This is a genomic window from Sphingomonas glacialis (assembly GCF_014653575.1).
Taxonomy (GTDB): domain Bacteria; phylum Pseudomonadota; class Alphaproteobacteria; order Sphingomonadales; family Sphingomonadaceae; genus Sphingomonas; species Sphingomonas glacialis.
In genome coordinates this window covers 135726-150290 of the sequence record NZ_BNAQ01000005.1, presented here as the reverse complement: position 1 = coordinate 150290, position 14565 = coordinate 135726, and the positions used below count along the sequence as shown (strand labels likewise).

12 protein-coding genes are annotated in these 14565 nt (G+C 68.2%); 6 read left to right on the top strand and 6 right to left on the bottom strand.

Annotation, left to right across the window (positions count from 1 at the left end; all coding sequences use genetic code 11):
• Window positions 1–180 precede the first annotated feature (180 nt).
• Together IE187_RS21675 and IE187_RS16075 are read left to right on the top strand one after the other, a co-directional pair.
• Window positions 181–1005 (top strand): cold-shock protein, encoded by an 825-nt coding sequence (locus IE187_RS21675; RefSeq protein ID WP_189677072.1) that lies wholly within the window; start codon window positions 181–183, stop codon window positions 1003–1005.
• A gap of 218 nt (window positions 1006–1223) precedes the next feature.
• A complete protein-coding gene (locus IE187_RS16075; protein ID WP_189677071.1) occupies window positions 1224–1730 on the top strand; it encodes a thioredoxin family protein in 507 nt (168 codons plus the stop codon).
• Window positions 1731–1851: 121 nt separating this feature from the next.
• Here IE187_RS16075 and pip read toward each other — a convergent pair whose 3' ends face one another.
• From pip to IE187_RS16060, 3 genes are read right to left on the bottom strand one after another with little or no spacing between them, the layout of a single operon-like run.
• Complete coding sequence (pip, locus tag IE187_RS16070; RefSeq protein WP_189677070.1) at window positions 1852–2805, bottom strand: prolyl aminopeptidase; 954 nt, start codon at window positions 2803–2805, stop codon at window positions 1852–1854.
• Window positions 2806–2828: 23 nt separating this feature from the next.
• Entirely contained in the window at window positions 2829–4133 is a 1305-nt protein-coding gene (locus IE187_RS16065; RefSeq protein WP_189677069.1) for a metal-dependent hydrolase family protein, read from the bottom strand.
• 55 nt (window positions 4134–4188) lie between these two features.
• Window positions 4189–5778: a cisplatin damage response ATP-dependent DNA ligase gene (locus IE187_RS16060; RefSeq protein ID WP_189677068.1), complete on the bottom strand. Its 1590-nt coding sequence runs from the start codon at window positions 5776–5778 to the stop codon at window positions 4189–4191.
• A gap of 113 nt (window positions 5779–5891) precedes the next feature.
• Between IE187_RS16060 and IE187_RS16055 the strand changes: the two genes are divergently transcribed.
• A complete protein-coding gene (locus IE187_RS16055) occupies window positions 5892–7088 on the top strand; it encodes a thiolase family protein (protein WP_189677067.1) in 1197 nt (398 codons plus the stop codon).
• A gap of 159 nt (window positions 7089–7247) precedes the next feature.
• Entirely contained in the window at window positions 7248–7589 is a 342-nt protein-coding gene (locus tag IE187_RS16050) for a hypothetical protein (protein WP_189677066.1), read from the top strand.
• On the opposite strand, the gene IE187_RS16045 is transcribed toward IE187_RS16050, so the two are convergent.
• The 3 genes from IE187_RS16045 to IE187_RS16035 form a co-directional block, all read right to left on the bottom strand.
• Window positions 7586–8926: a dihydrolipoamide acetyltransferase family protein gene (locus tag IE187_RS16045; protein WP_189677065.1), complete on the bottom strand. Its 1341-nt coding sequence runs from the start codon at window positions 8924–8926 to the stop codon at window positions 7586–7588. The two genes, IE187_RS16050 and IE187_RS16045, sit on opposite strands and share 4 nt — an antisense overlap.
• On the bottom strand, window positions 8926–9933 hold the full coding sequence (locus IE187_RS16040; RefSeq protein ID WP_133192184.1) for an alpha-ketoacid dehydrogenase subunit beta: 1008 nt from the start codon (window positions 9931–9933) through the stop codon (window positions 8926–8928). The genes IE187_RS16045 and IE187_RS16040 overlap by 1 nt, the downstream gene beginning before the upstream one ends.
• Before the next feature lie 163 nt (window positions 9934–10096).
• The gene (locus IE187_RS16035) at window positions 10097–11398 is read right to left on the bottom strand and encodes a thiamine pyrophosphate-dependent enzyme (protein ID WP_189677064.1); all 1302 of its coding nucleotides are present in this window, start codon (window positions 11396–11398) and stop codon (window positions 10097–10099) included.
• A gap of 248 nt (window positions 11399–11646) precedes the next feature.
• Between IE187_RS16035 and IE187_RS16030 the strand changes: the two genes are divergently transcribed.
• Window positions 11647–12351: an ImuA family protein gene (locus IE187_RS16030; RefSeq protein WP_189677196.1), complete on the top strand. Its 705-nt coding sequence runs from the start codon at window positions 11647–11649 to the stop codon at window positions 12349–12351.
• 601 nt (window positions 12352–12952) lie between these two features.
• Window positions 12953–14560, top strand: a complete 1608-nt coding sequence (locus tag IE187_RS16025) for a Y-family DNA polymerase (protein WP_189677063.1) — start codon at window positions 12953–12955, stop codon at window positions 14558–14560.
• The last annotated feature ends 5 nt before the right edge of the window (window positions 14561–14565 follow it).

The following is a 14565-nucleotide window of genomic DNA, read 5'->3' as shown; positions in this document are numbered from 1 at the left end:
CACATCTGCGCAAGAAGCGTGTGATTCGTGCCGTATTTTCGACGAATTCATTCGCAGGGTCTGGCAATTTGCGTTACACGATTCGGTGGCACGATTGGTTTGGTGCCGAAACCCTGCGTCTTTCGTCCGACGCAACGGTTGCGATATCGATGTCGGACGAACCGGGAAGACGAACAGGGCATGAGTTTCGATAAAGGACGCCGCGGCGATCGTGGCGGGCGCGGGCGCGACAAGCGCGACGGTTTCGGCGATAGCGGCGGCTTCGACGGCGGCTTCGGCGGCGGCGGTGGCGATCGTTTCGGCGGCGGCGGCGGTGATCGCTTCGGTGGCGGTGGCGATCGCTTCGGCGGTGGCGGCGGCGATCGCTTCGGCGGCGGCGGCGGCGGTTTCCGCAGCGGCGGTGGCGGCGGTGGCGGCGGCTTCGGCGGTGGTGGCGCAGGCGGCGGTGGTGGCCGCGGCATGCCCCCGCAAGTTGTCGGTGAAGGCACTGGCGTCGTAAAGTTCTTCAACGGACAGAAGGGCTTCGGCTTCGTCGTTCGTGATGACGGCGGCGAGGACGTGTTCGTGCACATCTCGGCTGTCGAGCAGGCCGGCCTGACTGGTCTCGCAGAGGGCCAGCCGCTCGGCTTCACCCTCGTCGACCGCGGCGGCCGCATCTCGGCGACCGACCTCAAGATCGACGGCGAGCCGATGGCCGTCACCGACCGCGGCCCGCCGCGCGAGCGTGATGCTGCTCCTGGTGGCCCGCGTGGCGCCGCTCCTGGTGGTGCGCCGCAGCGTCAGCTGACCGGCGAGAAGGCAACCGGCACGGTCAAGTTCTTCAACGCGATGAAGGGCTTCGGCTTCATTCAGCGCGATGATGGCCAGCCCGACGCGTTCGTTCACATCTCGGCAGTCGAGCGTGGCGGCATGACCTCGCTCAACGAGGGCGACCGGCTCGAGTTCGAGCTCGAAGTCGATCGTCGCGGCAAGATGGCGGCTGTGAACCTGACGTCGATCGCTTAATCGCTTTCGTCTGACGCAAACGAGATAGACCCGGCGGGCCTTTAGGCCTGCCGGGTTTTTCTTTGTGTGCGGCGCGGGGCGTGTGCCGTACTTTCGTCAGCTCCCCGGCGAAGGCCGGGGCCCAGTCGCGCTACCAGGCGTTCGCTGGGTGTGACCAATCAACGACCCGCCCATGCCTGGGCCCCGGCCTTCGCCGGAGAAGCACAGAAAGACGATAGATGCGCCTAGCCCTTGCTGCGATCGCCCTCACCTTCGCCGCGCCCACGCTCGCGGCTCCCGGCCCCAAGGTCGTCGCGGCGAGCTTCGCGCAGCTCGCGACCCCGCTGCCGCTGCCGTATGACGAGACCGCGAACGCCAAGGTGGACGTCGCCGCGGCGCGCGCCCGCGCCAAGGCGCAGCACAAATTGCTGCTGATCGACCTTGGCGGAAACTGGTGCCTCGACTGCCGCCTGCTCGCGGGGACGATGGAATTACCGGGCCTGCGCGAATTCCTCGCCAAGAAGTACGAGATCGTCACGGTCGATGTCGGCCGGTTCGACAAGAATCTCGACGTGGCGGCGAAATATGGTCTCAAGGACCATTTCGGCGGCGGCGTGCCGAGCGTGCTGATCGTCGATCCCAAGACCGACACGCTCAAGAACCCCGGCCGCACCGCCGCGCTCGCCGATGCCCGCACGCTCAGCCCGCAGGCGCTGTCGGACTGGCTGGCGAGCTGGGTCCGCTAAAGCAATCTGACCGTCACCCCGGCCTCGTGCCGGGGTCCATCGGGATGCACAGTCTCACGGCACAGCACGCGCGGCGCGGTGGCCCCCGGGACAAGCCCGGGGTGACGAAATGGGATTGCGTTCAGCCCCCAGCGAACCGGTCGGTGGCGCGGATCAGCTGGTCGAGGATGCCGGGCTCGCTATAGGCATGGCCGGCGCCTTCGATCAGGTGGAAATCGGCCTCGGGCCAGGCCTGGTGGAGCGCATAGGCATAGCGCGCCGGGCACGGCATGTCGTATCGGCCATGGACGATCGTCCCCGGGATTCCGGTCAGCCGCCCGGCATCGCGCAGCAACTGGCCGTCCTCGAGCCAGGCATTGTGCGCGAAGAAATGATTCTCGATCCGCGCGAAGGCGAGCGCGAAATGCCCGTCCTGGAATGCCGCGCTCATCGCCGGGTCGGGCAGCAGCGTGATCGTCTCGCCTTCCCAGATCGTCCACGCCTTGGCGGCTTCGAGCTTGGCCGCCTCGTCGTCGCCCGTCAGCAGGCGGCGATACGCCTCGATCATAGTGCCGCGCTCGGCCTCCGGGATCGGCGCGACGAAGCCTGCCCATTTGTCGGGGAACATCTCCGACACGCCGAACTGATAATACCAGGCGAACTCGGCCGGCGTCGCGGTGTAGATGCCGCGCAGGATCAGCGCGCTGACGCGCGTCGGATGCGTCTCGGCATAAGCGAGCGCAAGTGTCGACCCCCACGATCCGCCGAACACCAGCCAGCGCTCGACCCCGACGAGCGCGCGCAGCCGCTCGATGTCGTCGACGAGATGCCAGGTCGTGTTCGCCTCGAGCGCCGCATGCGGGGTCGAACGCCCGCAACCGCGCTGGTCGAACAGCAGCACTTCGTAGCGTGCCGGATCGAACAGCCGGCGATGGCTCGGCGAAATGCCGCCGCCGGGGCCGCCGTGGAGGAACACCGCGGGCGTCGCGCCGGGCGTGCCGCAGCGTTCGTAATAGAGCGTATGCCCGTCGCCGACGTCGAGCGTGCCCGTCGCATAGGGTTCGATCTCGGGATAGAGCGTGCGCAGGTCGGTCATCGAAACGGGTCCGGAGCCAGAGGTCATTTGAGCGGGATCGGCCGCCCTTCGACCATCACATAGCCGATCTTGAGCACCGCGGCAGGGTCGACCAACGGATCGCCCGCGACCGCGATGAGATCGGCCGACTTACCCACGTCGAGCGTGCCGGTCTCGGCCGCCAGCCCGAGCAGATCGGCGCCGCCCTTGGTCGCCGCGATCAGCGCGTCGCGCGGGGTCATCCCGCCCTTCGTCACCATCAGCCCGAGTTCCTCGCCATTGCGCCCGTGCGGATAGACCGCGGCATCGGTGCCGAGCGCGATCGGTACGCCGGCCTTGTAGGCGCGGTTGAGCCCCTTGCCCCACACCGCGAGCGTCGCGCGCCCCTTCGTCTCGGCGTTGGCGGTGAAGACGCCCTTGCCGAGATATTGCTGAAGCCCCGAAAAGGCCATGAGCGTCGCCGAATAGTACGTGCCGTGCGCCTTCATCAGCGCGACGCCGGCATCATCGACGAAGGTGCCATGCTCGATCGAATCGACCCCGGCGCGCACCGCTGCGGCGATTCCCTTGGGGCCATGCGCGTGCGCTGCGGCCTTGAGGCCAAGCTGGTGCGCGGTGTCGCAGATCGCCTTCATTTCCTCGTCGGTGAAATGCTGTTCGAGGCCGATCTTGCCATCGTCGAGCACACCACCGGTCGCGTGGAACTTGATCACGTCGACGCCGTAGGCCGCGACGCGCCGCACCGCCTTGGCGCATTCGAGCGGCCCGGTGCACACCCAAAATTGTTCGCCGCTCGCGTCGATCGCATGGCGCAGATCGGGGTTGAGCCCGACCGTGCCGTCGCCATGCCCGCCGATGATCGACAGCGCCGGTCCCGAGACGAGGATGCGCGGGCCGGGAAAGCCGCCGTCCTTGACCGCGTCGCGCATCGCGATGCTCGCGGCGGGCAGCCCGCCGAGATCGCGCACCGTGGTGAAGCCCGCGCGCGCGGTGATCAGCGCGTTCTTGAGGCCGATCGTCGCGGCATAGGGTTCGGAATACCCCGGCGTCAGGCCCTTGTACCACGGCTCGCCGGCATTGCTGGTGAGGTGGACATGGACGTCGATCAGCCCGGGCAGCACCGTCCGGTCGCGCAAATCGACCACCGTCGCGCCGGCGGGCGCGGTGGCGCCGTCGTCGATCCGCACGATCCGACCGTCGGTGACGATCACGGTCGAGGCGCCACGCTCGGGCTTGGCGGCGTCGACGATGAGATGGCCGGCCTGGATCGCGAAGGTTTCGGCAAGCAGCGGCGTGGCAGCGGTCGAGGCCAGCATTGTGGCTACGGCGATCAGGACTTTGCGCATCATTTCCCCCCTGGGTTTTTGCGCGCAGCCTAATCGTTGCGGGGGCGGTGTCGAGGGGTCACGTGATCAGCCGCTCGAGCGCCGCGACCGTGTCGGCCTCGGCGGCGGGCTTGTCGGTGCGGATCCGCGCGATGCGCGGAAAGCGCATCGCCACGCCCGATTTGTGGCGCTTCGATTGATGGATCGAATCGAACGCGATTTCGAGCACGAGCGTCTTCTCGACCTCGCGCACCGGGCCGAACCGCCCGGTCGTATGGTTGCGCACGAACTGGTCGAGCCGCTTCAATTCCTCGTCGGTGATCCCCGAATAGGCCTTCCCGACCGGGAGCAAGGTGCCGTCCTCGGTCCAGCACCCGAAGGTATAATCGCTGTAGAAGGACGAGCGGCGTCCCGAGCCGCGCTGTGCGTACATCATCACGCAATCGGCGGTGAGCGGGTCGCGCTTCCATTTGTACCACAACCCGGTCTTGCGCCCGCCGAGATAGGGCGAATCGCGCCGCTTGAGCATCACACCCTCGATCGCGGCATCGCGTGCCCCCGCGCGAATGCCCTCGAGCGCGGTGAAATCCTCCGCCGCGATGACGGTGCTGAGATCGAACCGCTCGGGGTCAAGCCGCGCCACGAAGGCCTCGAGCCGGACGCGGCGCTGGTCCCACGGCAAGGGGCGGAGATCCTCGTCGCCATCGTAAAGGATATCATAGAGCCGCACGAACGCCGGCGATTCGGCGAGCATCTTGGCCGAGACGACCTTGCGCCCAAGCCGCTGCTGCAACGCGTTGAAGCTCGCCGCGCCGCCCTCTTCGGTTGCCGAGCCTTGTGCGTCGCCTTTCACCATCAACTCGCCATCGAGCACGCCCGGCGTGGTGAAATCGCGCGCGACTTCGGGGAAGCTTGCGGTCACATCGTCGCCGGTGCGGCTGTAGAGCCGCGTCGTGCCGGCGACATGGACGATCTGGACGCGGATGCCGTCCCACTTCCATTCGGCGGCATAGTCCTTGAGGTCGACGCGCAGCTCCTCGAGCGGGTGCGCGAGCATGAACGGGCGGAATACGGGCACGTCGGCGGCGGTCGGCTGCGGCCCGCGCCGCTCGGCCCAGTCGAACAAGGCGGTGTAGGGCGGCGCGATGCCGTGCCACACTTCCTCGACCGCCTCGACATCGAGATCGAAGCCGTTGGCGAGCGCGGTCTTGGCGAGCCGCGACGACACGCCGATCCGCAACGCCCCCGTCGCCATCTTGAGCAGCGCAAAGCGTTCGTCCGAATCGAGCCGGTCGAGCATCGCGGCGAGTGCGGCAGGCGCATCGGAGCGCGACAGCGAAGACAGGCGATCGACCGCCTGCGCGATCGACAGGGGTTCGGGGTCGGGCGCGATCGGCGGGGTCGGCCACAGCAACGCGACGGTCTCGGCGGTATCGCCCACATAGTCGCGGCTCATGCGGAACAGCACCGGATCGACGCGCTGCTCGATCAGCGTGCGGATCACCGCGGACTTGACGCCGGGCAAGTCGAGCTCGCCCGTCAACGCCGCCATCGCCCAGCCGCGATCGGGATCGGGCGTGACGCGCAGATAATCGGTGATCAGCTTAAGCTTCGCATTGCGCGAGCGGGTGTAGATCAGCCGGTCGAGAAGGTCGGCAAAAGCGCGCATTGTCCCTCAACATGCGCGCGGCGCTGGGGTTCCGCAAGCGGCATCCCGCGCTTGCTCCGAGCGGCGCGGGATCCTAGGCTGGATGCCATACCCGATCCTCGAAAGGTTCTGTCATGCGTGAAGCTGCGATCGTCTCCACTGCCCGTACCCCGATCGGCAAGGCGTATCGCGGCGCGTTCAACGCGACCGAGGCGCCGGAGCTTGCGGCGCACGTGATGAACGCCGCGGTGGCGCGCGCGGGGATCGATCCCGCGCGGATCGACGAGATCTTCTGGGGCATCGGCAATCAATGGGGCAGCCAGGGCGGCAATGCCGGACGGATGGCGACCTTCGCCGCCGGCTTACCCGAAACGGTGCCGGCCTTCACGCTCGACCGCAAATGCGGATCGGGGCTCACCGCGATCGCGCTCGCCGCGCGCTCGATCATGTGCGACGAGATCGACGTCGCGCTGGCCGGCGGGATGGAATCGATCAGCCTGACGGTGACCAAGGACGCGCCGCGCTACGTCAACCAGTCGGTGATCGCGCGGGAGCCCGCCGCCTATATCCCGATGATCGAAACCGCCGAGATCGTGGCCGAGCGCTACAATATCAGCCGCGCGGCGCAGGACGCCTATGCCGCGATGAGCCAGCAGCGCGCCGCGCGCGGGCTCGAGAGCGGCGCGTTCGCCGAGGAGATCGCGCCGATCACGGTCGAGAAGGCGCTGTTCGACAAGGCAGGGACGCGCACCGGCAGCGAGACGGTGACGCTCGCGCAGGACGAGGGCATTCGCGCAGGGACGACGGCCGAAGCGCTGGCGGGGCTCAAGACCGTCTGGCCGGGCGGCGATTTCTCCGGGCCCGGCGCGAACGTCACCGCGGGCAATGCCAGCCAATTGTCCGACGGCGCCTCGGCGCAGATCATGATGGACCACGCCACCGCCAAGGCCGAGGGGCGCGAGGTGCTCGGCGTGTATCGCGGCTTCCAGGCGGCGGGGTGCGGGCCCGACGAAATGGGGATCGGCCCGGTGTTTGCGATCCCCAAGCTGCTCGCGCGCGCTGGCCTTTCGGTCTCCGATATCGGGCTGTGGGAATTGAACGAAGCGTTCGCCTCGCAATGCCTCTATTGCCGCGACGCGCTCGGCATCGATCCCGAGCGCTACAACGTCAATGGCGGCGCGATCGCGATCGGACACCCGTTCGGCATGACCGGCAGCCGGCTCGTCGGGCACGCGCTCATCGAGGGTCGCAAGCGCGGCGTGCGCTGGGTCGTGGTGTCGATGTGCACCGCGGGCGGAATGGGCGCAGCGGGGCTGTTCGAAATCGTTTAGCCACGCTAGGGGCACTCCGAACAAGGCTAGTTTTTGCCTCCTTAACAAGAGCAAAGCAGCAAAATCGGGTGTCAGGCTAAACAATGTTACAGTTTTTGTTTTGCCCCTATCTGTTTAATCTATGTTAGCGAACTCATCGAGTGCGGAACAGGGGCAGGTGTGACCCGTTCTACAGACATGTCGACCGGTGCTCGCTATGAGGTTCTCCTGGTTCCATCGGAAATGTCTTTGACCACTTCCGAATGGACTTGGCGTCGCCTTGACGGCGACGCCAGCGTTTCCGCGCACGGACTGCGCCATGCGACCTTGCCAGAATGCTTCGCCGAGGTGCGCGACCACGCCAAACAGTTTGGCCCGGCGACGGTCGCGGTCAATTTGCACGGCGACGCCGCGCCGCTTCCGCAAGGTGGTGAGGCGCTCTTGCCGAGTCGAGACGGCGCCTTGGCGAACCGGCTCGCTCCGAAGGCGCTGCTTCGGAGACGATCGGCGCTGCGCGGCTAGTCGGCGAAGAGCAAGACGGGCGTTTCGAGATAGCGCTTGAGCGCCTGGACGAAGTTGGCCGCATCCCAGCCATCGACGACGCGGTGATCGCAGCTGATCGACAGGTTCATCAGCTTGGCGCGGACGATCTCATCTCCGACGAAGACCGGCCGCTCGACGATCTTGTTCGGCCCGATGATCGCGACTTCGGGACGGTTGATCACTGGCGTCGTCGCGATTCCGCCGAGCGGGCCGAGCGAGGTAACGGTCAGCGTGCCGCCGCCCATTTCCTGCGGCGTGAGCTTGTTGGCGCGCGCGGCTTCGGCAAGGCGGAGGATTTCGCTGGCGAGCTGCCACACGTTGCGGTCCTGCGCGTCGCGGATGACGGGGACGGTGAGGCCCGCATCGGTCTGCGTCGCCATGCCGAGGTGCACTGCACCGTGACGCGTCACCACGCCGGCTTCGTCGTCATAGCGCGCGTTTATCATCGGGAAGGCGGGGATCGTCTTGCAGATCGCGGCGATCATCAACGGCAGCATCGTCAGCTTGGGGCGGTTGCCGCGCGCGCCGTTGAGATCGGCGCGCATCGCCTCAAGGGCAGTGACGTCGATTTCGTCGACATAGGTGAAATGCGGGATCGCGCGCTTCGACGCCGCCATGTTCTCGGCGATACGGCGACGCATGCCGATGACCTTGATCGGTTCGTCCGGGCGTGCGTTGCTGGCGTGGGGGGCGTGATAGCCCTGGCCCTGGCCGTAGCGGAGGAAGGCGTCGAGATCACTGTGGCGGACGCGGTCGGACTCGGTCTTTACCTGGGTAAGGTCGATGCCGAGATCAGCCGCGCGCGCGCGGACCGCGGGGGAGGCAAGCGCCTTCTCTTCCCTCCCGCTTGCGGGAGGGGACGCAGCCACGGGCGTCGCGCTGGCGGGGGCGTCCTGTCCTCCCCCGGCCCCTCCCGCAAGCGGGCGGGGAGCAGGTTGCGCTTCCTCGACGCCTGGGTTCTCGGCTTCATATTGCTGCGCGACCTCGACCTGCTCGGCACTCGCAGGCGCCGCCTTCAGCTCGGCCGGCGCGTCATCGCGCAACGCGGGCGCTTCCTCAGCACCAACGTCCGCGGCGTCGGTCTCGATCACCACCAGCGCAGCGCCGATCGACACTTGGTCGCCGACTTCGCCCGCAAGTTCGACCACCACGCCCGACACCGGCGATTCCATCTCGACCGTCGCCTTGTCGGTCATCATGTCGGCGACCTGCTGGTCCTCTTCGATCCGGTCCCCGACCGCGACATGCCATGCCACGATCTCGGCCTCGGAAATGCCCTCGCCAATGTCGGGCAGCTTGAACGTAAAACGCGCCATTATGCGTCCTTCATGATCTTCTTGAGCGCCTCGCCGATGCGGACGGGGCCCGGGAAATATGCCCATTCGAGGCTGTGCGGATACGGCGTGTCGAAGCCCGTCACGCGCTCGATCGGGGCTTCGAGATGGTAGAAGCAGCGCTCCTGCACCAGCGCCGACAATTCGGCGCCGAAGCCCGAGGTGCGCGTCGCCTCGTGCACGATCATGCAGCGCCCGGTCTTCTTGACCGACGCCTCGATCGTCTCGATGTCGAGCGGGACGAGCGTGCGCAGGTCGATCACCTCGGCGTCGACGCCGGCCTCTTCCATCACCGCGAGCGCGACATGGACCATCGTGCCGTAGACGAGCACGGTCAGCGCCTCGCCGGGGCGCACGACCTTCGCCTTGCCGAGCTCGATCTTGTAGTATCCGGTCGGCACCTCGCCCGCGGGATGCTGCGACCAGTTCTGCGTCGGCTTGTCCCAATGGCCGTCGAACGGGCCGTTGTAGATGCGCTTGGGCTCGAAGAAGATCGTTGGATCATTGTCCTCGATCGCGGCGATCAACAGGCCCTTGGCGTCGTACGGGGTCGAGGGGATCACGGTCTTCACCCCCGAAATGTGCGTGAAAATGCCCTCGGGGCTCTGGCTGTGCGTCTGCCCGCCGAAGATGCCGCCGCCGAACGGCGAGCGCACCGTGATCGGCGCGGTGAATTCGCCCGCCGAACGATAACGCAGCCGCGCCGCCTCGCTGACCAGCTGGTCGAGCGCGGGGTAGATGTAATCGGCGAACTGGATCTCGGGGACCGGGCGCAGGCCGTACGCCCCCATCCCGACCGCGACGCCGATGATGCCGCATTCGCTGATCGGCGTGTCGAATACGCGCGTCTTGCCGTATTTCGACTGCAAGCCCGCGGTCGCGCGGAACACGCCGCCGAAATAGCCGACGTCCTCGCCCATCACGATCACGTCGGGGTCGCGGCCCATCATCACGTCCATGGCGGAGTTGATCGCCTGGATCATGTTCATGCGGGTCGAGGGTTCGGCGTCTGCCGCGGGCATGACGCTGGATTCGGTCGTTTCACTCACAACATAAACTCCGTCATCCCAGCGCAGGCTGGGATCTCGTGAGGCACGCGCGCGCTCGGGAACAGGGAGACCCCAGCTTGCGCTGGGGTGACGTGGGGGGCGCTCATGCTTTCCGCGCCCATGGCCGGCCGCTCGCGGTCTCCTCGGCGATCATTTGCGCCTGTTGTTCGCGCAAATGCCACGGCATTTCCTCGAACACGCCGTCGAACAGCGTATCGAGCGGCTGGTGCAGGCCGTGGCCGAGCACGCCGTTGGTCTCAGCCTGCTTCTGCGCCGCCTTGACCTGCTCGGCCAATTCCTTGTCCTGCGCCGCATGCCGCTCCTCGTCCCATTCGCCGAGCGCGATGAGATGGTCCTTGAGGCGCTTGATCGGATCGCCGAGCGGCCAGGCGGTCGGCTCGCCAGCCGAGCGATACTGGCCCGGATCGTCCGAAGTCGAATGGCCCTCGGCGCGATAGGTGAAATGCTCGATCAGCGTCGGCCCCTGATTGGTCCGCGCGCGCTCGGCCGCCCACAAGGTCGCGGCATAGACCGCGAGCGCATCGTTGCCGTCGACACGCAGGCCCGCGATGCCATAGCCGACCGCGCGCGCCGCGAAGGTCGTCGATTCGGCGCCGGCAAAGCCCGAGAAGCTCGAAATCGCCCATTGATTGTTGACGACGTTGAAGATCACCGGCGCGCGATAGACGCTCGCGAAGGTGCAAGCCGAATGGAAATCGCCCTCGGCGGTCGAGCCGTCGCCGCACCACGTCGCCGCGATCCGCGTGTCGCCCTTGGCCGCGCTCGCCATTGCCCAGCCGACGGCCTGCGGATATTGCGTCGTGAGGTTGCCCGAGATCGAGAAGAAGCCCGCTTCCTTGACCGAATACATGATCGGCAGCTGCTTGCCCTGCAGCCGGTCGGCGGTGTTCGAATAGATCTGGTTCATCATGTCGACCATCGACCAGCCGCGCGCGATCAGCAGGCCCTGCTGGCGGTACGACGGGAAGCACATGTCTTCATAATCGAGCGCATGCGCGGCGGCGACCGAGACCGCCTCCTCGCCCGTGCACTTCATGTAGAAGCTTGTCTTGCCTTGGCGCTGCGCGCGAAACATGCGCTCGTCGAACGCGCGGACCAACGCCATGCTGCGCAGCATCGCGCGCAGCGTATCGGGCGAGAGGCGCGGATTCCACGGGCCGACCGCCTGGCCTTCGTCGTCGAGCACGCGCACCAGATCGAACGCGAGATCGATGAACGTATCGGCCGCATCCGCCGGATCGGGGCGACGCGCCTTGCCCGCGGGCGGGATCGGCACCTGCGTGAAATCGACCGCATCGCCCGGCCGGAACTTGGGTTCGGGCACGTACAGCGACAATGGCGCAAGATTGGGCTTCAAATGATCGGGGACTCGGTCGGTCGCCATATACTCTCCACAACGCGTGCCTGGCTTGTGACCGACAGGCGGAATCGTTCTTCGAGCCTTGTTATAAAATTTCAACGCGCTTGGCGAGGGGGCGTTTGTCACGGAATGCGACGACCCGTCGCGCGAGGATGACGGACCAGCTTGACTCTGTAGCGACAAAGAGAACAAAATAGGAACGATGCTTCAAGTGAGTCGTGCCCGTGTCCTGTCCTGCCATCATCGCCGAGCTTCGCGAAAGCCTCAAGAAGGTGGAAAGCGACGGGCTGCGTCGGCGCCCGGTGCTGCCTTTCGGGATCGCGCCGATCGACGAACGGCTCGCGCCGGGCGGGCTGCGACTCGATTCGCTCCACGAGATTTCCGCGGCGAGTCCTGCCCCGTCGGACGATGCGGCGGCGACCTTGTTCATGGCGGGGATCGCGGCGCGCGCCTGGGGGCCGGTGCTGTGGGTGGTGCGGCGGCGCGACCTGTTCGCACCGGGGCTCTACCAGGCGGGTCTCGCGCCGGGGCGGCTGATCTATGCCGAGGCGGGCGACGATGCCGAGCTGCTTGCGCTGATGGAGGAGGGCCTGCGGCATCGCGGGCTCGGCGCGGTGGTCGGCGAGGTCAAGCGCGCGGCGATGCCCAATACGCGGCGGCTGCAGCTTGCGGCCGAGGGCGGGAAGACGATCGCCTTGTTGATGAAGCGCCATGCGCGAGAGGGTGGGAACCCGCTCGCCGTGCCCTCGGCGGCGATGACGCGCTGGCGGATCGCCTCGGCGCCCTCCGCACCGCTGCCGGTCGGCGATGCGGGCGTCGGGCGGGCGCGATGGCAGGTGGAGCTGGTCCGCCAACGCGGCGGCGAATCCGCCGATTGGATGATGGAGGCATGCGATGAAACGGGTCGCCTCGCTCTACCTGCCCGACTGGTCGATCGAACGGCTGGCGCAGGCCGAGCGCTCAGCCGCGCCGCTTGAGGGCGCCAGCGTAGATCCGCAGGGCCACGCCGAGGCCGTCGCGCGCGAGCAGGCGGTGGCGTGCTCGGTGCCGCGCGGTGGCGGCTGGCGGCCTGGCGCGCGCTGGGCACGGAGCGAGGAACTCGACGCGAACGCACGCCATCGCAGCGCGGGACGCGTGAGCGAAGCTGCACCGCATCCGTTCAAGGCGATGCCGCCGGATGAGGGGCGGACGCCGCTGCGCGATGCGCGGGCTGCATCTTCTGCCTCCCCTCCCTGGAAGGGAGGGGCTGGGGGTGGGTCGGCCCGCGGCGAGGGCAACGCCCGCCCTAGGCCGACCCACCCCCTACCCCTCCCTTCCAGGGAGGGGAGTAAAGGGGTGCCGCACGTTCCTTCCACCCCCGTCCCAGCGCCCGATCGACCATGCCCCCGGCATGGCCTGAAATGCGCGGGGCGCTGCTCAGCTGACGCTCTTCCAGGGGGGGAAGGACAAGCACCAGCGCCTGCCCCGTGCCCCCCCCTCCGTCACCCCGGCCTTGTGCCGGGGTCCACGCCTCCACTCGGGCGGCAGGGTGCGGTAACGGGTGGACCCCGGCACAAGGCCGGGGTGACGAACGGCGGTGTGGCAGAATCGCCCCCGCCGCCCCGCATTACCTCGCTCCAATCCGGCAACCAGCTCGTCATCGCCGCCGCCTGCCCCGCCGCGCGCGCGCTCGGGCTCGCGCCGGGCATGGCGGTGACGCAGGCGCGCGCGCTGGTGCCCGAGCTCGACATTCGCCCCGCCGACCCCGCGGGCGACCGCGCCGCGTTGCTTCGGCTGGCGACGCTTGCCGCGCGGCGCTGGTGCCCAGTGGTGATGCCGTCGGGCGAGGACGGACTGTTCCTCGATATCAGCGGCGTCGCGCATCTGTTCGGCGGCGAGGCGGCGATGGCGCGGCGGATCGTGCGCATCCTCGCGCGGCTCGGCTTCACCGCGCGCGTCGCGGTGGCGGATACGCCGGGCGCGGCGTGGGCGCTCGCGCGGTTTGCGGTCTCGCCTGCCCCTACCCCCCGTCACTCCCGCGAAAGCAGGGGTCCCGCTTCTTCTTCGGCAGTGGAGAAGAAGCGGGATCCCCGCTTTCGCGGGGATGACGGAATATTGGTCTGCCCGCCCGCCGCCCATATCGACGCGCTCGCCCCCCTGCCCACCCGCGCGCTCCGGCTCGACAGCCGCGCGATCGAGCTGCTCAAGCGGCTCGGCATCGAGACGATCGGCCAGCTTGCCGCGCTCCCGCGCGCCCCGCTCGCGCGGCGTTTCGGCGGCGCGCTCGTCGCGCGGCTCGACCAGGCGAGCGGGCGGCTCCCCGAACCGCTCGACCCCGTGCCCGTGCCCGAGCCGATCGGCGTGGTGCAGCGCTTCGCCGAACCGATCGCCACCGCCGAGGCGATCGAACATTGGCTCGGCCAGCTGATGCCACGCCTCGTCACCGCACTCGGCCAGGCCGGGCTCGGCGCGCGGGCGGTCGAGCTCGTCGCCGACCGGATCGACGGCGTGCCGCAGCGACTGCGGATCGGCCTCGCCCGCCCGACGCGCGACGGCGCGCATCTACTGCGGCTGACGCTGCGGCGGATCGAGGAGATCGCGCCGGGCTACGGCATCGATGCGCTCGCGCTCCACGTCCGCCGTGCCGATTCGCTCGGCGCCGAGGCGTTCGCCGAGACGCTCGAGGACCAGGCGCCCGACCTCGCGCCGCTGATCGACACGCTCGCCAACCGGATCGGAAGCCACGCGCTGTGGCGCACGATCCCGGTCGAGAGCGACGTGCCCGAACGCTCGATCGCCGCCGCGCCGCCGCTCGATCCGCCGGCGCGCGCGGCGGCAAAGCTCAAGCCCGACGATGTCCGCCAGCTCGATCGCTCGGTCGCGCTCCACCCGTGGGACTCGCGCTGGCCACGCCCGGTGCGACTGCTGCACCGCCCCGAATTGCTCGACCATGTGCTGGCGGAACTCCCCGACCAGCCGCCCAAGCGCTTCACCTGGCGCGGCATGGCGCACCGCGTCGTGCGCGCCGATGGCCCCGAGCGGATCCTCGGTGAATGGTGGAAGCGCGGGACCGAGCGCCACAGCGTGCGCGACTATTTCCAGGTCGAAGACGAGGCCGGCCACCGCTTCTGGCTGTTCCGCCGCGGCGATGGCGAACGCGGCGAGACGGGCGACCTCGCCTGGTTCATGCACGGGTCGTTCGGATGAGCGGC